This is a genomic window from Streptomyces yaizuensis (assembly GCF_034961445.1).
Taxonomy (GTDB): domain Bacteria; phylum Actinomycetota; class Actinomycetes; order Streptomycetales; family Streptomycetaceae; genus Streptomyces; species Streptomyces yaizuensis.
Map to the genome: position 1 here is coordinate 239128 of NZ_BSBI01000005.1, position 20594 is coordinate 259721.

Sequence of the window (20594 nt, forward strand, 5' to 3'; positions counted from 1 at the left end):
CGTTCCTCGGGGGCGGTGTGGTCAGCGGGTGCGGGGAGGGCGGGAGATCGCGGTGACGGCGGCCGGCACCAGCGGCTGGGCCGCGGGCGGATGCGAGAACAGCCCCGGGACCGCCGCCGTGGAGGGGGCACGCTGAACGGCGACGGCCGCCCACTCGCTGTTCGCGGCCTGCGTACGGACCGCGAGCGGCCGGGCCGTGGCAGTCGGCGGCTCGGCCCCGGGCGTCCAGGAGGCCAGGGCCGCGTATACGTCGCCGAGCTGCTCGGCTGCCGGGGTGAGTTCGAACCGGCCGCCCCACCCGGTGGCGGTGGGGTGACGCATGACCAGACCGTCCTGCTCCATGCGCCTCAGCCGCACATACGTGGAGCTGGAATGGAGCCCGGTCTCCCGGGAGACCTCGGCGGCGGTGAGCGGCCCGGACCGGTCCAGCACCATGAGGGTGGTGGCCGTCCCGGTGGAGCGGAGTCGGGCGAGGACGTCCTCGGCGCGTTCCGCGTCGGCGGTGACCGTGGTGAAGTTCTGGCGGTGCCAGTCGGCGAGGGCCCGGTGCACCGGCTCGGCCGCACGCCCGGCGGCCGTGACCTGGTAGGTCCCGAACTTCAGCCGGTCCACCAGGCCCCGCTCCTGCATCCGGGAGAGGAGCTGGACCGTGTACGGGTGCCTGTTCCACGGGGTCGCCGCGACGATCTCCGCCGCCCGCATCACGTCCTGCCGACGCAGGGTCTGCAGGAGCCAGGTCGTCCAGCGGGGCGAGAGCGCGGTCAGGGCGTGGTCGATGGATTCGGTCCGCCCGGTGAGGGCGGTAGACAGCGTGGGCACGATGAGGACTCCGGTTCAGCGGGTACGACGGACAGCGGTCGCGGGCGTGGTGGTGGGGAGGCCGGTGATCGGCGGGACCGGGGGCACGGCCGACGCAGGCCCCCCGGGAGTACGGGAGACGGCGGCCTCGGCCCGGGACACCTGCCCGAGCCCCTGCACAGGGACGGAGCCGGTGTCGTTGGCGAGGGAGCGGCGGTAGGCGCCGGCCATGGTCCGCAGGTGGTCGGCGCTCTGGTCCCGCCGGGCGGACAGCAGCGCGATCTCGGTACTCGCGGAGCCGAGGGTGGCGGCGCTCTGCCCGCCACGGACGGAGTCCAGCTCCCGGGCGATGTGCGCGGTGCGCTCCTGGACGCGCTGGTCGAGGTCGTCCACCTTGAATGTGGCGTTAGCGATCAGGGCGGTGAGCTGGCCGTAGGGGCTGAGGAAGGGATGGCGGCCGAGGAGATCGGCGGCCGAGTCGGCGCCGAGCGTCTCGCGGACGAGACGGGTACCGAGGCCGGGCGGCGGGGTGCCGTGCACAACAACTCCAGAAGAGGGGGAGGGTGGTTCAGGAACGGGACCGGCGCTGGGCGGCCGGGGCGTTGGCCGCGGTCGGAGCGGCAGCGGGGGCCGTCGGAGCGGCGGTCGGGCGGGCGTGCGGGGAGCGGGAGCGGGCGGCCTCGGCCCGCTGGTCCGGCGCCTCGGCGGCGGCTTGGCGGCGGAGGCGGTCGGCGGCGGTGCGGTAGACCGTGTTGTCGTACCGCTCGCCCACCGCGACCAGGAAGATCTCCCGCCGGTGCTGCGAAGAGGGTGGAGCGGGGCGGAACTGGATCACCATCCGCCACCGGGTCTGCGGGTCGACGTACACCTTGTGGCAGCCGGCCAGCTCCCGGTGCATCCGCGCCCCGCGCTCGTTCCCATGGACCAGATGCTGGAGTTCCAGCAGGGCCAGATCCCGAATGTTCCCGGGGACGGACCGCAAGTCCTCCAACGCCTCCGGGTGCGCGGAGAACCCGAAGCGTGCCTGCTTCACGACCGCCCGCGACCCGTGCGGGCCTCGGCGGAGGCCGCCGGGCGCGGGGTGGTCACCGGGTTCGGGGGGACGGCGGGCCGGGCCGGTGCGCGGGAGGAGCGGGCGACGGCGGTCTCGGCCCGCGTGAGGGCCGGTGCCGGGGCGAGCGGCAGCGGGGTGTCCCGGTCGGAAAGCCAGTCATCGGCCGCGTCGGCGGTGGCGAAGGCGCCCTCGCGGACGGTGTAGGTGTTCCCCTGGAAGCTGACCTCTTCGAGGAACACCCGGAATGGCAGCTCCGCCGAGTCCGGGTCGGTGTCGCGCAGGAGCGCCCAGGTCACCTCATCGTCGGTGTAGTGGTCCAGGACCTCCAGCCGGGCCTCGGGGCCGGTGCGCAGACGGTTCTCCAGCAGGGTGGTGAGGGGGTCGGCGGGCTGCAGGCCGTGGGTGTTCGTCAGCCCGATGCCTTCCGGCGGGCAGCCCTGTTCGATCAGCCACCGCTGCCCCAGCGGGACCAGCGGGTGGGTCTCCTGACTGAATCGGAAGGTCCCCAGCTCGGCGTCGCGGGTCAGATGGAGGGCAACGTACGCGGGGCTGCCGGGGATGCCCCAGGTGGCCGACCGGTCGAAGAACAGCAAGTAGCTGTCGCGGTCGTCCGCTGTGTGGTGGGCGGCCAGAGGAACGAATGAATCTTCGGAGAGTGTTGTGTGGAAGAAGTCCCGCTCGACCTCCGCCGTGGCGGCGGCGAAACCGTCGAGCCGGTAGTCGGGCACGGTGCTGGTGGCCATGATCAGCTCACCTCCGCCCCGGCGCCGGGCACGGGCAGCAGCCGGTGACTCGGGCGGGCCGGACTGGTGGTGCAGGCGCCGAACGGGCCGTCGGGGGCGCGGAGCTGGAGCCAGGTCGGGTCGAGGTGGTCGCGGTGCCAGGTCGCCGACCCTGCAAGGCCCGCCTCGACGTCAGTGAACTGCTGCCACGCCAGCCACAGGCCGTGAAGGCGGGCGATGGCCTCGGGGTGCTCGCGCCACTCGAAGCACCACGGGCGTCCGGTGGTGATCTCCCGCCCGTACACCGGCAGCAGCAGCCGTTCCACCCACGCGCCGAGCGCGGCGAGTTCCTCCTCGTACGCCGTCCCGACCAGTGCCAGGATGAAGATCGAGGACGGCCCCTCCGGCTCGGCCGGACCGCCATCGGTGCCGGTCGGTTCGGCCTCGCTGGGGCCCTCTTCGGCGTCTTCACCGTCGTCCTCGCCGGAGAGGCGGGCGATGGTCTCGCTCTGCCGCTGTGTCTCGATGACGAGCCGGTTCACGGTGGAGACCAGGTCGTTCAGGTCGTGGTCCGCGACGCGGACCGGCTCGTCGGGGAGTGGTTCGGACATCGGCAGCCCTCACTTTTCGTGGATCGGAAGGGTGTTGGGCTGCCGATGGTCCGGAGGAATCCCGGTTTGGCCCGGCCGGGAACCCCGGTGTAGATGCCGGGGGTTCACCCCACCCTGTGGGCGCAGTGGCCCAGGGGCGGGGCGAGCAGCTCGACCGCGCGGGCGGCCTGTTGGGGGACGACGCCGTTGCCGAGCGCGGTGAGCTGCGCGGGACGGCCCAGGCCGGGGGTGTCGGTGACCCAGCCGGGTGGGAGGCCCTGCATCCATTCCACGAACGCCGGACTCAGACGGCCCGCGCCGTCCGTCGGCTCCGGTGCTGGACGAGTGGCGTTCTCCCATCGGGCGACGGCGGCGGCGTAGGGTCCCCACCGCTGTCCGTCCCGGTGAACAGGGGCAGGACCACCGCCGACAGCGGCGGCCGGAACCCTTTGCCCGCGCGTCGCCCCGGGGTTCCGGTATCCGTGGCCCTGGGGGTGGGCAGCAGCCGGGCTGCCGCCGAGGGAAGCGTCAGATCGCCGTTGCCGTGCCGCTGGTTCGGTGACCCCTTGATTCCGTCCGACGCCTTCGGGGGCGGCAGCAGCCACTCCACCTCGTCCGCCAAGTTGGGGCCGTGGCCTCCCTGTTTGCGCTTCTGCGGGTGCTGGCTGCCGCCGTTCTTCCCGATGTTGCTGGTCGGCGTCTTCAGCAGCGCGGGGCCAGGCGGTGAGGAAGACCCGCTCGCGGCGGTGGGGTGCGCCGACGTCGGAGGCGCGAAGCACGCGCCAGCGCGCATCGAACCCGAGGTCGGCCAGGGAGCCGAGTACGGCACCGAGTGCCCGCACAACAGGCTGGCCTGCATGGTTTCCCAGACACCACGGGCAGGGTTCCAGCTCGCCACAGGCGTGGCCGGCGGGGGAGGTGAGGAGCCCCCGGACATTCTCGATCACCACCAGACACGGTCGGAGGATGTTGATGGCGCGGGCGACGTGGTGCCACAGACCGGACCGGGTGCCTGCGGACAGCCCGGCCCGGCGACCGGCGACCGAGACGTCTTTGACAGGGGAAACCGGCCGTCAGGACGCACACCCCCGGAACGTTCGCCCAGTCCACCGTCGAGATGTCGCCGAGGTTCGGCACCCCGGGCCAGTGCCGGGCCAGAATCCGCGAGGCGCCGGGGTCGGTGTCGGCGTGCCAGGCGAGCCGGCCGCCGAGGACGGTCTGGACGCCCAGGTCCAGGCCGCCGTACCCGGAGCACAGGCTCCCGATCAGCCGCCCGCCCGGCGGCACCGGTTCAGCGTGCATGGCGCGTGCCGACGGGGGTGGGAGGAAGGCCCAGGTGCCCGGGATGCCCCGGTGTTGGGGGGCGGGCCGGGGGCAACGGCTGGGTCGAGCGGCTGAGCGCGGCACTGACCTGGGACAAGGGGCGGCCGATCGTGTCCGCCGCGGTCCGCAGCTCCAGGGCGACGGAGTCCAGGTTCTCCCGGGCCGTCTCCAGGTGGTGGCGGAGCAGGCGGAAGGTGGCGTTGGTGTTCGCGGCCGGAAGGGTTTCGGCGCGGTGGTGGAGCTGGCCGAGGTGGCTGTAGGCGCGGGTGAAGTTCGCCACCGCCTGTCCCGCGTGCTCGGCGGCGGCGGTGCAGCCCTGGACGACCATTCCTCGTTCGGGCCCGGGGCTGCCGAGTGCGGTCCGGTGCATGACGTGGTCGGCCAGATCGTTGACCAGGCCGTTCAGCGCGGTGAGTTCCTGGGAGGCGGTGACCAGGTCCGGGAGGCCGGCGAGGGAGACCGGGACGGTGATCTCTTCGCCGAGTTCCTCGGCCTCGTCGGCCAGCGCGTACAGCTCGTCCCTTTCCATGGCGGCCCGGCCGGTGTGATCGTGGATCATGCGGGGCTCCGTCGGGACGTACGGGCAGGAGTAGCGGGGACGGGAGCGGCGGCCGGAGTTGGCGGCGCGGTACGGCGGGGGCGGCTGCGGGCGCGGGCGGCCTCCGCGCGGCCGGGCGAGGAGCGTGCCGCGGGCGGGTTCTCGGGTGCGGGGCCGGTGCGGGCGGTGTGCCACCGCTGGCGGAGTTCGTCCAGCGGGCCGAGGGCGTGCAGGGCGTGCCCGATCAGCCGCCCCGCTGGTACGGATGAGTCCTCTGCCAGGGCCCGTACCCGCTGGGCGGACTCGGCCGCCGTACGGACCAGGGCGGCCCCGATGACTTGTTCGCCGAAGTGTTCTGCGGAGCCGACCAGTGCCAGCGGGTCGCAGACTGCGAGGACCCGCTCGGCGTCGAGGGAACCGTCGGTGAGGGCGCCGCGCCGCTGGACCTCCCACAGCACAGTGAGCTGGTCGACGGGTTCGCCCCGGTGGTTCAGGGCCCCGAGCGCCCGGTAGAGCTGCTGATGCCCCGGGTCGCCGAAGTCGCCCGGCCGCAGCCAGCCGACGACCGCGTCGAACTGGTCCGGGCGGGCGGTGAGGCAGGCCAGCAGGAACTCCTCGTCCGCGAGGAGACCCCTGTCCAGCACCTCGGTCGCCCGGGGCACCGGCTCGGGCTGGGCCGGCGGCGGGACAGGGCGAGGGTCGGTGCCCCAGCGGCGGGCGAGATCCGTCAGCACCCCGGCGAGGGCGTCGGCCCGTAGGAGTGTTTCCTCCGTGCCGCCGCGGACGGTGTCGGCGCGGGCGGCCTGGTGGAGCCGGACGGCGTGCTCGGCGACCGTGCGGTGGATGGCGCCTTCCAGCACCATCCGCCCGTACACCACCGCGTGTTCCGGGCGGGGGCAGGCGGCGACGAGCTGGTGCGCGTACGACGCCGTCACACCCCGGGTGCGGGTGCCGGCCTCGGTCACTGCGTCCGCGACCCACGACACCGGCACCGAACCGACCGCCGCCGTGCTCCCCGGGTGGCCGCGGTCGCGCAGGGCGAGAGCGGAGGCGTAGAGGGCCTGGTGGGCGGGCCGGTAGAAGTGTTTGGACCGCAGCCACGAGGAGAGCTGTTCGAGCTGAGTCGGGTTGAGGAAGATGGCGCCGAGCACGGCCTGCTCGGCCCGGTGGAGCGGGTTCACGCCAGCCCTCCGGAGGAGCGGAGGGCGGCGACGGCCTGCTGGGCGTCGGCGAGATCGGCGGCGAACCGGTCCAGATTCCCCGCAAGCACCGGGTCATCGACCCGCAGGGAGAGGGTGGGGGCGGTGAGCCACCACTCGCCGCTGCGGCGCACGACCGGGGAATCGCCCAGCGGACCGGAACGGGAAGAAGGGGAGGGCACGAGGACTCCAGGAGAAGAGGCACGAGGGAAGGGGCGCGGTGGCAGGAGTCCATCTCCACCAGCCGTACCGGAACAGGGCGCTCATGCGGCAGGCCCGAGAGCGTCACGGCCGAGGGTCTTGGCGAGGGCCCGCTCGGTGATCCCGGCCGTCGCCGCCGCAGACGCTTGGGCGTGCCGGGCGGCGTCCGGCTCCTTGTACCAGGGCTTCAGATCGAGGAGGGCGGGGCGGATGCCGGTGGCCAGCAGCAGGGCCGAGCCCTTCGGGAGCGCGCGGATCGCATCGGCGGGCAGGACCCGCTCCTGCCGCATCGACACCGACGTCGACTTGCCCGACTCGCTTGTGGACACCGAGACCGTGCGGACGTCGTGGTCGCCGACGAGACGGCTCAGCTTGTCGGCGAAGTCCGCGTCGTCGATGCCCGATCCGATCAGCTTGACCGTCGCTGCGGACCACAGGGCGTCCATGCCGCTCTCGCCCCAGACCCGCACCCCCTGCCGGTAGGACTGGAGGATCGTCACCGGGATCACCCCGCGCGAGCCCAGGTGGGAGTAGAGGTCGGGCAAGTCCTGGATCTTGCACACGTTCGCCGCCTCATCGAGGATCGCCAGCAGGCAGGGGTCGAGGCGTCCGCCGTCGCGCTCGGCCTGGATGACCGCCGCCCGCATCACCGCGTCAGCGGCGGCGGCGATGATCGCGCTGGCGGAGCCGCCGCCGTCCTTCGACAGCAGGAACAGCGTGTCGCGGCTGGTGGCGAACGCCCCGGGGTGGAACTCGGCGATCTTCTCCATCCGCCGGGGCGGGGTGACCCAGGCGGCTATCTCCGGATCGAGGAGGCAGCTCGCGTACTGGCGGGCGGTCTCGTAGATGCCGTCGCGGGTTTCGACTGCGCCGGCCACGGTGCCCTGGAGCTGCGCGGCGACCGCGTCCAGCCCCGCGTCGTGCAGGAGGTCGACGGGGGTGCGGTCGGCGGGCGAGGCGAGCCAGGCCAGGACGTCGGTGATCGGCCGCCCGTCGTTCGCCGCCGCCAGGAACAGCGCCGTGAGGGTGTTCGCGGCGGCCGTCGACCAGAAGTCCCCCGCACTGGATTCGTCCACCGAGGCGGTGACGAAGTGCCCGGCGAGCTGTCGGGCCCCGGCCAGATCGTGGGCGTCGGCGAGGATGTCCCACCACATCTCCCGGGGGGCGTGGGCGATCTGCTGCGGGTCCAGCGTCCACACGGTGCCCACCTCGGCCCGCGCCGTGGCGGTGGCGGTGAAGGCGTCGTTCGCGGCCTTGTTGGAGGTCAGCAGCACCGGCCCGGGGGCCCGCAGGATCGCCGGGATCGCCAGACCGGACGTCTTCCCGGAACGCGGGGCCATGATCGCCAGCAGTACGTCCTCCCACGACGACCGCACCTCCGCCCGCCCCGGCTTCAGCGTCCCGAGCAGGACGCCCCGGTCGTCCGGCGCCACGTCCTTCGGGGCCGTGCCTTTCAGGCTCGGCCGCAGCCCGATCGCCTTCGCCGCGCCCTCCTTCGGCAGCAGCGCGGACAGGTCCCGGGCGGATGCGAGGCCGCTGGTGCCGCCGCGCCAGCGCAGCCACAGCTTCGCGCCGACGAACCCGCAGGTGTACAGGCCGAGAGTGGGCAGGACCCGGCACCCGGCGACGATCGCCGCCGTGGGCAGGCCCGGCCACACCTCCTCGGGACGGAGCAGGGCAGCGGCCGGGTCATAGGGGACCCAGGCACCCGTGCCGACGGCGAGGCTGGCGAGGTTGCCGAACAGCCAGCCGAGTGTTCCGGCACCCATACCGAGCGCGGCGGCGCCGAGCATCAGATAGAGCAGGAAGTCGGTCCCGGTGGTGGCCGAGGGCGGACGAGAAGAAGACACAGAGCGGTCCCAGACGGAGCAGGCAGACGGGCGGAGAGGCGGGGACGGCCCAGGGCTCTGGTGATCACGAACACGGCGGACTCCTTCAGCGGCGGCGAGGAACGGAAGAGGAAGAGGCCATTGTGGTAGCCGGGCGGGCCGCCGCGGGTGCGGTCGGCTCCGGAACGGCAGGGGCGCGGGTGGTCGCGGCGGGAGAGGGGGCGGTGGCCGCAGCGCTCCGGTCGGCCCGGCTGGTACGGACCTCCGTCAGCATGGCCTCGTACGCCGCCTCGGAGAACAGCGACGGGTCGAGTTCCGCGTCGAACCCGGCGGCCCGCAGGAGAACCGTGGCGCGGGTGGACCGGCTCCTTTCCTCCTCGGCGGAGAGGCCCTCGGGCAGGTCGTGCCGCACATACAGCGGCGGCACCGAGTTCTCGGTGAATCCGCACTCCCGCAGGACCTGATGGGCGCGGGGATCGGTGGCGTCGGCGATGACCTCGCTGCCCAGGGGTTTGCGGTAGATCGCGGCGTCGGTGCCGGAATCCTCGTGGCGGAAGGACATGCAGGAACCTTTCAGCGAAGAAGCGGGGTGGTTACCGGGTCCGGCCCCGGCACGGGACGGTGGACGGCGCCGGGGCCGACGGGACAGCGGGCGAGGGGGCGACGGTCCGGCCGGTGAGGGAGGGGGACTGGGCGCGGGCGGCTTCTTGCAGCCCCGGCTCCTGGCCGGTGGTCAGGGCATGGAGGGTGTCTGCGGTGGCGGCGAGTTCGGTCTGGAGGTCGCCCAGGTTCTCGGCTGCGGAAGCCAGTTGGTGCCACAGCCGGTATGCCGGATCGCTCTCGTCCAAGGATCGGATGAGGGACTGGGGCGTGGTCCCCGACGACCCAGAGGACGGAGGCCGCCTTACCTAGTGCCCCGTGGCCGGGGTCGAAGAACGGCCGCACCTCGGCGGCGACCGTGCTCGTCTCGTCCGCCTCCAGCAGACGGTCGGTCAAGGAGGCCAGGGTGGTGTTGGCGAGCCCGGCGGCGTTAGTGACCGGGGGCGGGACGGTGGTCATGCTGTGTACCTCCTGGTCAGCGGGAACGGGGTGGGACACGGCCCGGAGCGGGCACGGGGTTCACTGCGGGCCGGCTTCACCCGAGGGCGGGGCCGCAGCCCTGGCCGGTGCGGTGGCGTAGTAGTCGGTGACCTGGGCCCGCCACTCCGGGGCGGCATCACCGGAACCCAGGGAGCGCAGCTCTGAGGCGGTCTCATCGAGGTCGTCGAAGAGCGTGGTGAGCCCTTCGGCGGCGGCCTCGAACACGTCCGCCACCTCCCGGCCCTCGTCGGCGCCGACATCCCTGACCACCTCGACGGCGGTCTCGAAGAACTGCGACAGCCGCACCAGAACCCCGTCGTTCGGGTCGAGGACGTGCTCCGCGAGATCCGCAGCCTCCGCCGGAGACCGGGCGGCGCCGAGCTGGTCGGTCAGCCGCAGGAGCTGCTGCCCGAGGACCTGCCGACCGCCCGGGTCGGAGGGGGTGGTGAGCCGGTCGGTGTCGAGGGTGGGGTCGAGGTCGACCCGGAAGCCAGCCGCGCCGAGCATCCGCGCCGCCGAGGTGGCCTGCCGGTTCTCGTACTCCCGGCCCATGTCCCAGTGCAGCCGGTACTGCAGGGAGACCAGGCCGTGGTCGTCGATGAACCCGGCGTGCCGCAGCACCTCCACGGCCAGAGCGCCGTGCTCGGCCCGCCGGAAGCCGCTGCGGGGGATGGCGGCGACGTTCCCGCCCCGCTCACGGACGATCACCACATGCGGCTGCTCGGAATCGGACATCAAGGACTCCAGAAGGTGAAGGGCGGAGATCAGAAGTGAGGGTTCTCGGTGGGCCGGTCCGCCCTCGTGGCGGCGGCCAGCAGCTCCGGGAGATCCGCCGGGTCGGCCTCGCGCTGGTCGATCCACCAACCGGCACGTGTCACCGGCCGCACCGCGTCCTCCACCACCGCCCACTCCGCCTCACTCGTCTCGCCCTCGGTGACGAGTGAGGCGTACGCGGCGGTGACGAGCTGATGGCGGCACCGCGCACCCCAGGCCACCGCACGCTCGCCGCCCTCAAGCGGCGGCATCCGGAACTCCACCTCCCACACCTGTGCCACCTCGGCCTCGGCGGCCCGCTGCCCGGCCAGCCAGGACGCGGTGGCCTCGGCATCGCCGGTGCGGGCGGCCTGCCAGCAGGCGGTGCAGTCCCGCCCGGCCAGCCACCGGGCATACCCCGCCCGCTGATCGGCCGGACGGGCGGACAGATCCACCTCGACGGCGTGCCCGCAGGCATGGTCAACAGGCCAGACGGTCTTCACAGCCATGAACGTGCTCCTCGGTGTGAGACGAACGGAGAACGAGGGAAACGGGATATCAGCTGCGGTTGCCAGATGGAAACGCCACGGGCGAGCCCGAGACGCAGGGTTGACGGACGGCGTCGCGGTGAACGGATGACAGAGGGAGGCGACGACATCGGCATGCGAAAGCTCGGCTTGGTAGAAACAGGCTGTACCGCTACCGGGAAGGTGCTCGGCATCACTGCGGCCGAGAGCTGGAAGCCGAGGAGCCTGTCGTCAACGGTGACTTCTTGATGGACACCGGCGATGGTGTTTTCCTCGGCCAGCTCCCAGTCCGCGAAGTGGTGGACGCGCAGAACTTCGGCCAGGAACGACAGGTCGTGCGCGATCTCCACCGCAGCCCTGAAGGGGCACGTCGGGCTCCAACTGTGTCACGAACGCACCCTCCACGGGACGGACCGCCGCTGGGAACAGCACGGGGAGCGCGATGGTCCCGTTGACAGGCCGATTTGGCGCAGCCGGGAGGCTCAGGCTAGACGCAGAGCGGAGGTTGCAACGTAACCGCGGCTTCGATTCGCCCTCAGTACTTTGCGCGGTGCGATGGATCGGTGGCTGCCAGTCACCGCACCCGCCTTCTCAGAGCGCACTGTTACCGACGGGCCCTCTGGGCTGGGCTTGTGATCAGCACAGCCTCCTGCGTAAGTCTCACAGCAGCGACCTCAGCCACAGCGAGGTTGCTTCAGTTGGACTGGCTGGACCACGGTATGAGGTGGCATCTCCGCCAACGGAAGTGAGCTACTCCCCCGTCGCAGAGTGACGGGCAGCCCATGGGACGGGCATGGTCTCGCCGACCCACCCGTTAGTCCTGGACAGATCTTGGTAGCGGCCTCGGTAGCCGATCGAATGGAGGACTAGCATCGTCAGATAATGGCGGGTGAGGAACCAGGTCTCAGCGACCAGCCCTTTGATTCGATAAACAGGCTCTTGTTCCTCTTTAGGGTGGACGAGCCGGTTGCGTACCCGTGTGACCACGTCGGCGCCGTCCGGCAATCGCTCCCCGCTCACCTCCAGGCCAGCTACGAAGAACGCGGCTGCTGGCAGTTGGTCGGCTCGCACTCGCAGATCGGTTTCGGCGTCCATCAGGAGCCAGCGCAACTTCTTATGCGCTGGCCATGAGTGGGATTTGAACTCGGCTTCTGTTAGCCGACTGTTGAGTACCAGTTCCTGCCACATTACGTGCTCCAGTCCGGCAGCTCCGCTCATGATTCGCTGCTCAACGAACCCGCGGTCGACTATGGCTGTGATCGCGTACTGAATCTGCAGACGAAGCGACTGTTCTCTACCGGGATCGCGAAAGGAGGGAAGGAGGCAGTCCAGCAAAGCTGCCAGGGATTCCTGGTCTTCGGGGTACCACCAGCCTGAACTGGTCTTACGCGCCGGGTCACAGAGCATCGGACCCCACTGGCCCCACACCGTCTCACCTTGGTCGTTCTGCCCCACAGGCAGGGCTGGGGCGACCCATCGGCCCAGGGCGAAGGACAGCCCAAGGTGCAGAGCGCTGAGGAGAGGCTCGACCTCAGTGGCAGTGAACGAGGTTCCGTCCAGGCGGCGGACTTCCATCACATGGGTCATGACGTGGACATCGGTCTGACGGACGTCGGAGAAGATCGCCTTGTGGTCGGCGCGAACGTCCAGCGTGATCTTCCATCCATCCGACTCGTACACGCTCCGCCCACCAGCTACGACTTGCGGCGACCCGTTGATGGTCTGAGCTACCAAGTGGTCGGTTCCATGCCATCGGGGCAGATTGAACCAGTGGGCCACGACTCGACTGAGTGGAGCGGCCGGGTCCCCGTAAGAAGTGCCATTGGAAATTCCGCTGATGGCATCCAGGCTCTGGACTGGCAGTTCGATGCCGCGTGCAAGAAGAAACAGTTCGGTTCTTTCCACGAAGGTAAGGCTCTGGGTCTCAGTGCACAGCCTCCAAGAGACACGCGGACCCGGGGAACAGTCGTACTGGACAATTCCGTTCGCTATGGGGCCCGTCGTTCCACCTATGGGGCCATCGTAGAGGGTGACCGCAGTTCCTGGAGCGTTGAAGGGATACACCGGTGTCAGAGGTGTCTTTGCGTTGAGCCAAGCGGTTGAGGAGGACATGCGCCGAACCCTAGACGCTGCTACCGACAATCAGCGTGGTTCTCACCTTGGCCATCACAGATACTGCTGGTCGAGGGCACGAAGCGGCCTCCGCCGCGCGGGTACTTCGATCAGGGTGGACGGAATCGTTGGTTGAGGCCAAGGCTCGGTCCCAACCTACGGCGTAGGGCTTGGCAAGAGCCCTGACCGGGAGCTTGTCGGCCCGGTGGCGACGCGGGGACCAGAGCGTTCTCGGCGACCCGCTGTCTATGGACGCGCGGACTGCCGTCGAGAACCTCCCGTAGGGCTTGGAGCAGGTCAAGCGGACATCCGAGCGTCGGTATCGAACAGCCCTCGCTCGGCCGGGTGAAGCAGGTGTTGGGTGATGAAGCTCCGGCCTGCGACTTTCCATAGCCCGCGCCCCTTGGTGAGGGCGGAGACGGCCTGGGTCTCGACGCCGGTGAGGCCGAGGAGGGTGGCTGCGGAGGCGAGCTGGTCGGCTTCCTGCCGGTAGATGATCCGGGTGCTGCAGTCCGTGAGCAGGCCCTCGGCGAGGGCGCGGCCTCGGGAGCCGACCTCGCCCGCGGTGAGCAGATCGGACAGCCGGTGGATGACCATCATGTTGGCGATTCCCAGGCCTCGGGAGAGTTTCCACTGGGATTGCATCCGTTCCAGCAGGGCGACGTGCCGCATCACCCGCCACGCCTCGTCGTAGATCACCCAGCGGCGCCCGGCGGTGGGGTCGGAGATCGCAGCCTCCATCCATGCACTGGCGCAGGTCATCGCCAGCACCAGCCCCGTGTCGTCGCCGGTGCCGCCGAGCCGGGACAGGTCGATCGACAGCATCGGCGCCGACGGGTCGAACCGTACGGTCGACGGGGCGTCGAACATCCCGCCCAAGTCGCCGTGGATCATGCGCCGGAGGGCGTGGGCGAGGTCCTCGGCGGCCCGGCCAAGCCGCCCGGACGATTCGCCGGTGGCGGCGTCGAGGTGCTGGGGCGAGCCGAGGACGAAGGCGACATCGCCGAGCAGCGGGGTGGTCCCCGTCTGCTGCGTGTAGGCGACGACTTGGTCGAGTGCGATGTCCAGGGCGGTGTGCTCCATGGGGTGGAGTTCACGGCGGAGTACGGTCTTGGCCAGGGAGCCGAGGAGGAGCAGGCGGCGCTTGCGGACCTCGGTGGTCCAGTCCTTGTCGCTGATCCCGTACGGCTTCTCCGGCGCGTCCAGCGGGTTCAGCCGGCCGGGGAGGCCGGGCCCGAGGGCGATGGTCTGCCCGCCCAGCTCCCGCGCGACGACCGTCCACTCCCCCTTCGGGTCGCAGGGGACGTAGACCTTGTAGCCGAAGGCGGTGGCCCGCAGCGCCAGGCTCTTGGCGAGGGCGGACTTCCCCATGCCGATGATCCCGGCGAGCAGGATGTTCGGGTTGGTGAACCCCTCCAGCCGCCCGTAGAGGGCGAAGGGGTCGTAGCAGAAGCTGGCTTCGGCGTGGACGTCCTGCCCGACGTAGATGCCCTGGGCGCCGAGCCCGCCCTCGGCGAGGAAGGGGTACGCCCCGGATGCGACGGCGGTCGTCATCCGGTGGGCTGGGAGCTTCAGCTGTCCGCCGCGGGCGGAGGCCGGACCGGGTCGGCCGGACGAGGGATACGTCGGCTGGAGATCCGGGTCCGGCCCGGTGGCGGTACGGCGGTCCTGGGGACGGGCGGCATGGCGGGCCTTCGCCTGCGCGGCGGTGAAGTCCGCCTTCGCCCGCCGGGAGGACCGGCGGTCGGTGCGGTGGGGGGTGAACAGCGGGCTCGCGGAAGCCCGGGGGCGTACGGACATCGGTGGGTACTCCGGTGGTTCAGAGGTGGTCGGGGCCGGTGAACGGGGCCCGTAGCTCGGCGGGGGTGTGGGTGCGGCGGACGCGGACGGACGTCCGCAGGTGGCGCCCGCAGACCGGCAGTCGGGGACGGCAGCCGCCGCGGACGAGGAGCCGGTCGGTGTCGGTGGCGGGGGCGCGGTGCCAGGCGGCGTGGAGGTGTTCGGCCGCCTGCCACAGCCGCACCCGCGCTGCCCGTAGGGCCTCGCCCCCGGCGCGGTCGAGGGGGGTGGTGCGGGTGGTGTGGGCGTCGAGGAGGGCGTAGAGGGCGAGGCAGTGCTGGTGCAGGGCGTCCAGCTCCGGGCGGGTGGCGGCGAGCGGGCCGTCGGGGACGGTGATCGCCCGGTGGAAGTCCAGGGCCTCGGTGGCGAACGCCAGGTCGGTCGGCATCGGCTTCTCGGTCCCTGGGTCACGGGCGGGCGAGGGGCAGGGCGGCGTTGGTGAACGCCTCGGCCTGCTGCCAGGTCAGCGGACGCAGATCGACCAGCGCCGCCACGGCCGCCGTCTCGATCGCCGCGCACGCGGAGTTGAGCTGCTCGGGGGTATCCGCGGACACGGTCACGAGCCCAGTGAGGGCGACATCGGCGTGGCCGGCGATCAGCTCGCGTTCGCGGTTCTTGATGTCCGCGTACTCGACGTTGTCCTCCTCGGAGTCGACCTGGCCCTTGCGCTGCCGCTCCGCCGCGTCCGCGATGACCGTCGCCTTCTTCCGCTGCACGTCCTTGAGCGCGGCGTCGAGGCCCTTCGGCGCGTAGGTGAGGGAGAGGGTGCGGCGGACGCCGGAGGTGAACAGGAGCTGGTGCAGGAACCCGGCACTGGTTTCGATCCGGGGCCAGTTCTCGATCCAGAACGTGGCGTGTTGGGCCGAGTCGGTCTCGATCCGGTCCGCCTTCTCCACCAGCACCACCGGTCCGGCGGCGGCGGGATCGGCCTCCGGCCGGTCACCCGGGGACCACTGGTCGAGGGCGGCGCTCGCCTTCGGGTCGTAGGCGGTACGGATCACGGCGGCGATCTCGCCTGCGGTCAGCCACCCGCCCGGGGTGAGACCGGCGTTGCGCACCGACTGGTCGAACGTCGCGGTCAACTGGGTCAGTACGGAGAACGCCCCGGTGAGTCCGCCGCCGGCCTGGTTGATCAGACGGCGGGCGGCCTTCAGGTCGAGGGCGATGGCGACGTAGCTCTCGTGCGGGGCGGCGGCGGGCCCGGCGGCGGTCAGGAGATCGGTGTAGACGGGCCCGGCGAGGTGGGTGCCGGGGTCGCCGTGTTCGGACCAGTACCTCTGGAGCGCGTCACCGGAGTCCGGCACCGTCCGCTCCAGGACCTGCACCCGGGCGATGTGCCCGGTACGGGACAGCGCCGCCAGGGTCCGGCCCCACCCGGCGACATTGTGATTCTGCGCCGCCGGGTCAAGCAGCGCGAACGCCCGCGAGGAGACCCGGACGACCGCAGTCAGCGTGCCCTGGTGCGGGTCGTGCACGGCGCCGGTGCGGCGGTCGGGGGAGGTGACCACCCGAAGGGACGCGGCCGTGCCCGGGAGATGGAGCAGACCCTCCCGCCGGGGCCGGGACGACGGCCGGGTCAGCCACACGAGCTGCCCCTTCGCCCGACGGGTCGTGTAGCGGAGAGCGATCGGGGCCCAGTCGGCGAGTGAGCGCCCCCGGTACCGGACGGACACGGCCGCGAGGATCACGGTCCACAGAGGGATCAGCTTCAGCGCGCCGGGGACGCCGGTGGACATGAGGACGGCGAGGAGGAGCAGGCCGGTCAGGGCGACGGCGACGAGCTGCGGCGCCGTGAAGCCGAGGAGCACGCCCCGGCGGGAGCGGTGGGGGAACTTCACTGTGGCCGGAGCGACGGGAGCCGTGGAATCAGGGTGCATGGGTGTGTCGTCCTTGAGGAAGAAGGTGGTGCCCTGGGGGCGGACGGGTGGGTGCGCCCCCAGGGGTGCCGGTCAGCCGGTCAGGACCGGGGGTCCGAGCCGCCCGGACCGGTGGGCGGCTTCGGGTAGACCCACCGGGCCGGGGTCGTCCCGCCCTGCGGACTCAGCCCCGACGGAGCCGGCGGCCGGGGCTGCGTGGGCTTGGCCGGAGCCGCCTGGATTCCCGGGGGCGGACCGGTCGGTGCCCCGGTGGGCACCGGTCCCGGCGCGGTTGCCGAACCATCCGAGCCGCTCGGGCCGGATGATCCCGGGCCGGCCGGGGCCGGTCCCGATGCGGTCGGCGCGGCAGCGGTACCCGACGGGCCGGGGGCGCTGGTCGCTCCGGTCGCTGCCCCGGTCGTCCCGGTGGCTCCTGCGGATGCTCCGCCACTCGCGCCGCCGGTGCTGGTGGGTTGGCCGGGTCGCTGGATGAGGGGTCGGCCCTTGTCGCCGTCGGTACGGGGGCGGCGGATGAGGGGCTGGCCCTTGTCGCCGGTGGCGTTCGGGTCCTCGCCGAACCGGAAGGTGGTCTGCGGCGGCTCGTCCCCGCTGATCCCCTCCGGCGAGGTGTTGCCTCCGGCCGGGTTGATACCGGCGGCGACGCCCCCGGGGCCCTGGCCGGGGACCTTGGCCGGGCCCTGCGGCGCGGGCATACCCGTGCCGGCCTGCATGGCGAGCTGTCCGGCGGTCTTCGCTGCCCCGGCCGCGACCGTGACCCCGGCGACGCCGGTGCGGTGCAGATCGTCCTGCCCGCTGCCCTCGGCCGCCCAGTGCACGAACTTGTACGTCGCATAGGGGCATAGGAGGACGAGGACCATGATCACGATTCCGGCCATGGCGTCCGACAGGGCACTGAGGCCGTCCGTGGGGTCGGTCTTGCCCATGGCGGAGACGCCGAGGAGGAACACGATCGTCATCAGCAGTTTGGAGACGATCAGGGAGCTGGTGGCCTCGATCCAGCCCCTGCGCCAGCGGCGGGCGACTTCCCAGCCGCCGCCGGCCCCGGCGAACACCGCCAGGGTGACGAGGATGAGGATGCCGACCTTGCGGGCGACCATGACGGCCCAGTAGAGGAAGGCGCCGATGGTGGCGCCGAGGGCGACGATCGCGGGGATGCCCCAGCCGAGCCCGTACATCGCCCCGTAGGAATTGACCTTGATGACACGGCGGATCGCGTCGTCCACCGAGGAGTTCGCCGCCTTGAACAACCCCGCGGACAGCGCGTCCACGATGGTCAGGGCGATCGTGGTGCAGGCGATGGCGGCGAACGCGAAGAACACCCCGGCGACCGTGCCGGTCACGGCCTGGAACAGGGCCCGCTCGTCCCGCCGCCACGCCGCCCGGATCAACTGCAGGCAGAACGTGCCGACGATCAGCACCAGGCCGATTGGCAGCAGCAGCTCGTAGTTCTCGCGGAACCAGGTCGCGTCCAGGTCGACGGCGGTGGTCTTGTCCACGGCCTGGGCGGCGAGGTCGGCGGCGGCCTGGGCCATCTCGCCCATGGACTTGGCGATCCAGGCGCCGATGCCGTCCGTGATGGCCTGGCCGGTCGAACTCGCCACGCCGCTGACGGCGTCGCAGACGGTGTTCATCAGGGGCAGGTCACATGCTGAAGGCATGGTTCACCTCCTTTCGTACGGGGTGGTCATGGGGCGGTGGTGGGCAGGACGGCCGCGAGGCGGCAGTCTCGGTTGGGGCGGCACTGGACGGCGAGGGTCGAGGACCGGGCCTCGGCGCCGGTGCCCTGGTCGGAGCCGGTCCAGGTGATCGACTGGCGGCCGGTGACCGTGACCGCGTAGATGTATGCGTCGGTGATCGCCCCCGGATCGGCGGCGAGCGCGGTCTTGAACGCCTGCGGGAAGTGGCCCTCGCCGACTGTGGCGGTCGCGTACTGGTCCTGGTCGCTCATCCGCGACCACAGCACCGGATCCGGCACCAGGTCGGCGACCGAGGACCAGTCCGCGTACTTCTTGTCCGTCGTCATCCACCGTTTGAGCCCGGCGATGTGCTCGGGCTGGGAGAGGCGGCGGGTGTCGTACGACCACAGGACCTTCGCGGCGGCCTTGGCGAACTCCACCGGATCGGACGTGCTCACGGGCGCCGCCACCTGGCCCCCTTTCGGGACCTTCACCGGTGCCGGGGCCGACGGAGCCGACTGCCGCGTCTCCGGCACCGACTCCCGCTCGGCGGTGGTGCGGGTGTCCTCACGGGTGAGGAAGGCGACCAGCCCGGCGAGGCCGGTCAGCAGCGCCAGCACCACGGCCACGATCAGGGACCGGTGCAGCACCGACGACCCAGGGCCCGGCACCAGCGAACCCCTCGGGGGCCGGGGACTGCGGTGGGAGGAAGATTTCTTCTCGTGTGAGGGCATCAGTTGACCTGGGTGCCCATCGCGGAGAAGAAGCTGACGATGCCGTTCGCCGCGCCCAGCAGAAGCGCGCAGCCGGCGGCGACGACCGTGCCCTTCTTGCCGTTCGCCTCGGCCTGGTGACCGCCGGAGTGGTGGCCCCAGGCCCACACCAGCGCCGACACCGCGAGCGCCCCGACCACCGCGATGATCCCGAAGAGGTTGATCGAGCTGATGACGTCCTTCAGGACATCCAGGCCCGGGAGGCCGCCGTCCGCGGGCTTGATGCCGGGGTTGAAGGCCAGGAACTGACCCGACTGGCTGATGTTCACCACAAAACTCCTGTTTCAGGGCACACGGATGCCCGGGGAGGAAGAGAGAAAGTGAGGGAGGGGGAGGGTGACGCGAGGGCGTCAGACGACGCGGCGGACGGCGAGGATGTCCGGCCGCCACTCCGCGAGGGTGGCGATCTTGACGACGTCGCCGGTGCGCGGGGAGTGCAGGATCAGCCCGGACCCGATGAACAGGCCGACGTGCTCCGGGACCTGGGCCGTGCCCCGGGTGAAAAGGAGGTCACCGGGCCTGATCGACCCGACGCCGACCGGCTTACCCTCCTTGACCTGGGTGTACGTGGTCCGGGTCAGGGAGATACCGCCGGCCTTGTACGCGGCCTGCATCAGGGACGAGCAGTCGCACCGCCCCATCGGGTCCTGCCCCCGGGGGTTCGAGCACGTCCCGCCCCACTGGTACGGGGTGCCCAGGGCACCGAGACCCCAGCGGATCGCCGTCTGCACCGACTTCGGCGCATCGGACGGGATCTCGTACCCCTTCGGCAGCACCCCGGCCGGGATCGGACCGAACTCCGACCCGTCCCCACCAGGACCACAACCAGCAGGACTGCCTGGAGTGTCGCCGCCCTCGGACCCGGAGCCGTTGCCGTCCTCGGTGAGGGTGGGGGCGATGGCCTTCTGCAGCGCGGTGGCCAGCGGCTCCCACTTCGCGTACGCGTCGGGGAAGCCGCTGAGCTGGACGGCCTGCGCGGCCTGGGTGACGGTCATCGACTCCCAGCCCGAGACCTTGAGGAGGCCCTCGTAGAACTTGGTCGAGGCGTACACCGGGTCCCGGACCTGCTCCGGGGTGCCCCAGCCCATCGACGGCCGCTGCTGGAACAAGCCCAGTGAGTCCCGGTCCCCGTAGTCCAGGTTCCGCAGGCCCGACTCCTGCATGGCGGTGGCGAGCGCGACGATCTGCCCGCGGACGGGGACCTTCATCGCCACCCCGGTGGCCTGGATCGTCCGCGCGTGCGGAATCTGCTCCTTCGGGCTGGTCAGGCCCGGCACCGAAACACCGCCGCCGTCCCCGCCGTTCAGGATCGAAGACACCTGCGCGGCGACCGCCCCCGTATCCACCCCCTGTGCACCGGCGTCGCAGGTGGCCTGGGCGTTGGTGGCGCCGACCAGGGCGACGGCGACCGGAGCGATCAGCAGCAGCGGGGCCAGCGCGACACCCCCCGCGATCACCCCGACCTTCTTCACGACCGCCCCGCCAAGGAGGGCGAGGGGCGTATCTGGGCATGCCGCATGGACGGCTCCTTGCGTGTAGGCCGCCCGGCCCCGGCTTTCTCGTCGAAAAGGTCACCGGGAAAACAGGCGGGTCAAAGAAGAAAGAGAAGAAGAGGGCCGGGTGGGTGTCCGGGAGCGGCTAACCCCCGGACACCAAGTCCGTCATTCAGAAGCGGCAGCAAGCCGCCCTCGTAATCTCACCCG

At 71.6% G+C, this 20594-nt stretch carries 24 protein-coding genes and 2 pseudogenes; all 26 read right to left on the reverse strand.

Annotated features, from left to right (window positions below):
* Positions 1–21 precede the first annotated feature (21 nt).
* The 26 genes and pseudogenes from SYYSPA8_RS14730 to SYYSPA8_RS14855 all read right to left on the reverse strand — a co-directional run bounded on the left by SYYSPA8_RS14730 (position 22) and on the right by SYYSPA8_RS14855 (position 20363).
* Positions 22–819, reverse strand: coding sequence for a MarR family transcriptional regulator (locus tag SYYSPA8_RS14730; RefSeq protein ID WP_323447602.1), 798 nt, complete (start codon positions 817–819; stop codon positions 22–24).
* A gap of 15 nt (positions 820–834) precedes the next feature.
* On the reverse strand, positions 835–1338 hold the full coding sequence (locus SYYSPA8_RS14735) for a hypothetical protein (protein ID WP_323447603.1): 504 nt from the start codon (positions 1336–1338) through the stop codon (positions 835–837).
* Between the two features lie 28 nt (positions 1339–1366).
* Entirely contained in the window at positions 1367–1831 is a 465-nt protein-coding gene (locus SYYSPA8_RS14740) for a hypothetical protein (protein ID WP_323447604.1), read from the reverse strand.
* Positions 1828–2595 (reverse strand): hypothetical protein, encoded by a 768-nt coding sequence (locus tag SYYSPA8_RS14745; protein ID WP_323447605.1) that lies wholly within the window; start codon positions 2593–2595, stop codon positions 1828–1830. Before SYYSPA8_RS14745 ends, SYYSPA8_RS14740 begins: the two co-directional genes overlap by 4 nt.
* Before the next feature lie 2 nt (positions 2596–2597).
* Entirely contained in the window at positions 2598–3185 is a 588-nt protein-coding gene (locus SYYSPA8_RS14750) for a DUF4913 domain-containing protein (protein ID WP_323447606.1), read from the reverse strand.
* A 104-nt stretch (positions 3186–3289) separates the two neighbouring features.
* The gene (locus tag SYYSPA8_RS14755; RefSeq protein WP_323447607.1) at positions 3290–3448 is read right to left on the reverse strand and encodes a hypothetical protein; all 159 of its coding nucleotides are present in this window, start codon (positions 3446–3448) and stop codon (positions 3290–3292) included.
* Positions 3449–3468: 20 nt separating this feature from the next.
* Positions 3469–3957, reverse strand: coding sequence for a hypothetical protein (locus SYYSPA8_RS14760; RefSeq protein WP_323447608.1), 489 nt, complete (start codon positions 3955–3957; stop codon positions 3469–3471).
* Positions 3893–4186, reverse strand: a pseudogene (locus SYYSPA8_RS14765) (DNA cytosine methyltransferase); the annotation flags it as partial. The pseudogene SYYSPA8_RS14765 and the gene SYYSPA8_RS14760, both read right to left, overlap by 65 nt.
* A 91-nt stretch (positions 4187–4277) precedes the next feature.
* Positions 4278–4466 (reverse strand): annotated as a pseudogene (locus SYYSPA8_RS14770) (DNA cytosine methyltransferase); the annotation flags it as partial.
* Entirely contained in the window at positions 4456–5046 is a 591-nt protein-coding gene (locus tag SYYSPA8_RS14775) for a hypothetical protein (protein WP_323447609.1), read from the reverse strand. The pseudogene SYYSPA8_RS14770 and the gene SYYSPA8_RS14775, both read right to left, overlap by 11 nt.
* Entirely contained in the window at positions 5043–6206 is a 1164-nt protein-coding gene (locus SYYSPA8_RS14780) for a DnaB-like helicase N-terminal domain-containing protein (protein ID WP_323447610.1), read from the reverse strand. Before SYYSPA8_RS14780 ends, SYYSPA8_RS14775 begins: the two co-directional genes overlap by 4 nt.
* Entirely contained in the window at positions 6203–6406 is a 204-nt protein-coding gene (locus SYYSPA8_RS14785) for a hypothetical protein (RefSeq protein ID WP_323447611.1), read from the reverse strand. The genes SYYSPA8_RS14780 and SYYSPA8_RS14785 overlap by 4 nt, the downstream gene beginning before the upstream one ends.
* 81 nt (positions 6407–6487) lie before the next feature.
* Positions 6488–8218: a type IV secretory system conjugative DNA transfer family protein gene (locus tag SYYSPA8_RS14790; protein ID WP_323447805.1), complete on the reverse strand. Its 1731-nt coding sequence runs from the start codon at positions 8216–8218 to the stop codon at positions 6488–6490.
* A gap of 142 nt (positions 8219–8360) precedes the next feature.
* Positions 8361–8816, reverse strand: coding sequence for a hypothetical protein (locus tag SYYSPA8_RS14795; protein ID WP_323447612.1), 456 nt, complete (start codon positions 8814–8816; stop codon positions 8361–8363).
* 31 nt (positions 8817–8847) lie between these two features.
* On the reverse strand, positions 8848–9102 hold the full coding sequence (locus SYYSPA8_RS14800) for a hypothetical protein (protein ID WP_323447613.1): 255 nt from the start codon (positions 9100–9102) through the stop codon (positions 8848–8850).
* A 271-nt stretch (positions 9103–9373) separates the two neighbouring features.
* On the reverse strand, positions 9374–10069 hold the full coding sequence (locus tag SYYSPA8_RS14805) for a hypothetical protein (RefSeq protein ID WP_323447614.1): 696 nt from the start codon (positions 10067–10069) through the stop codon (positions 9374–9376).
* Between the two features lie 29 nt (positions 10070–10098).
* Positions 10099–10596, reverse strand: coding sequence for a hypothetical protein (locus tag SYYSPA8_RS14810; protein ID WP_323447615.1), 498 nt, complete (start codon positions 10594–10596; stop codon positions 10099–10101).
* The gene (locus SYYSPA8_RS14815; RefSeq protein WP_323447616.1) at positions 10587–10964 is read right to left on the reverse strand and encodes a hypothetical protein; all 378 of its coding nucleotides are present in this window, start codon (positions 10962–10964) and stop codon (positions 10587–10589) included. Before SYYSPA8_RS14815 ends, SYYSPA8_RS14810 begins: the two co-directional genes overlap by 10 nt.
* A gap of 400 nt (positions 10965–11364) precedes the next feature.
* On the reverse strand, positions 11365–12519 hold the full coding sequence (locus SYYSPA8_RS14820; RefSeq protein ID WP_323447617.1) for a hypothetical protein: 1155 nt from the start codon (positions 12517–12519) through the stop codon (positions 11365–11367).
* A 504-nt stretch (positions 12520–13023) separates the two neighbouring features.
* The gene (locus SYYSPA8_RS14825; RefSeq protein WP_323447618.1) at positions 13024–14526 is read right to left on the reverse strand and encodes an ATP-binding protein; all 1503 of its coding nucleotides are present in this window, start codon (positions 14524–14526) and stop codon (positions 13024–13026) included.
* 19 nt (positions 14527–14545) lie between these two features.
* A complete protein-coding gene (locus SYYSPA8_RS14830; RefSeq protein WP_323447619.1) occupies positions 14546–14953 on the reverse strand; it encodes a DUF6238 family protein in 408 nt (135 codons plus the stop codon).
* 19 nt (positions 14954–14972) lie between these two features.
* On the reverse strand, positions 14973–16442 hold the full coding sequence (locus SYYSPA8_RS14835; protein WP_323447620.1) for an SCO6880 family protein: 1470 nt from the start codon (positions 16440–16442) through the stop codon (positions 14973–14975).
* An 80-nt stretch (positions 16443–16522) separates the two neighbouring features.
* Positions 16523–18100, reverse strand: a complete 1578-nt coding sequence (locus SYYSPA8_RS14840) for an SCO6881 family protein (RefSeq protein ID WP_456115164.1) — start codon at positions 18098–18100, stop codon at positions 16523–16525.
* Between the two features lie 26 nt (positions 18101–18126).
* Positions 18127–18789 (reverse strand): hypothetical protein, encoded by a 663-nt coding sequence (locus SYYSPA8_RS14845; protein ID WP_323447621.1) that lies wholly within the window; start codon positions 18787–18789, stop codon positions 18127–18129.
* Positions 18790–18851: 62 nt separating this feature from the next.
* Positions 18852–19160, reverse strand: a complete 309-nt coding sequence (locus SYYSPA8_RS14850; protein ID WP_040914073.1) for a DUF6112 family protein — start codon at positions 19158–19160, stop codon at positions 18852–18854.
* 81 nt (positions 19161–19241) lie between these two features.
* On the reverse strand, positions 19242–20363 hold the full coding sequence (locus SYYSPA8_RS14855; RefSeq protein WP_323447622.1) for a C40 family peptidase: 1122 nt from the start codon (positions 20361–20363) through the stop codon (positions 19242–19244).
* Between the last annotated feature and the right edge of the window lie 231 nt (positions 20364–20594).

Coding starts and splice junctions, on each gene's coding strand:
- SYYSPA8_RS14840 (WP_456115164.1), bottom strand. CDS start 18,100: ATGCCTTCAGCATGTGACCTGCCCCTGATGAACACCGTCTGCGACGCC.
- SYYSPA8_RS14810 (WP_323447615.1), bottom strand. CDS start 10,596: ATGGCTGTGAAGACCGTCTGGCCTGTTGACCATGCCTGCGGGCACGCC.
- SYYSPA8_RS14795 (WP_323447612.1), bottom strand. CDS start 8,816: ATGTCCTTCCGCCACGAGGATTCCGGCACCGACGCCGCGATCTACCGC.
- SYYSPA8_RS14835 (WP_323447620.1), bottom strand. CDS start 16,442: ATGCACCCTGATTCCACGGCTCCCGTCGCTCCGGCCACAGTGAAGTTC.
- SYYSPA8_RS14760 (WP_323447608.1), bottom strand. CDS start 3,957: ATGCGCGCTGGCGCGTGCTTCGCGCCTCCGACGTCGGCGCACCCCACC.
- SYYSPA8_RS14790 (WP_323447805.1), bottom strand. CDS start 8,218: ATGCTCGGCGCCGCCGCGCTCGGTATGGGTGCCGGAACACTCGGCTGG.
- SYYSPA8_RS14825 (WP_323447618.1), bottom strand. CDS start 14,526: ATGTCCGTACGCCCCCGGGCTTCCGCGAGCCCGCTGTTCACCCCCCAC.
- SYYSPA8_RS14745 (WP_323447605.1), bottom strand. CDS start 2,595: ATGGCCACCAGCACCGTGCCCGACTACCGGCTCGACGGTTTCGCCGCC.
- SYYSPA8_RS14755 (WP_323447607.1), bottom strand. CDS start 3,448: ATGCAGGGCCTCCCACCCGGCTGGGTCACCGACACCCCCGGCCTGGGC.
- SYYSPA8_RS14775 (WP_323447609.1), bottom strand. CDS start 5,046: ATGATCCACGATCACACCGGCCGGGCCGCCATGGAAAGGGACGAGCTG.
- SYYSPA8_RS14830 (WP_323447619.1), bottom strand. CDS start 14,953: ATGCCGACCGACCTGGCGTTCGCCACCGAGGCCCTGGACTTCCACCGG.
- SYYSPA8_RS14750 (WP_323447606.1), bottom strand. CDS start 3,185: ATGTCCGAACCACTCCCCGACGAGCCGGTCCGCGTCGCGGACCACGAC.
- SYYSPA8_RS14805 (WP_323447614.1), bottom strand. CDS start 10,069: ATGTCCGATTCCGAGCAGCCGCATGTGGTGATCGTCCGTGAGCGGGGC.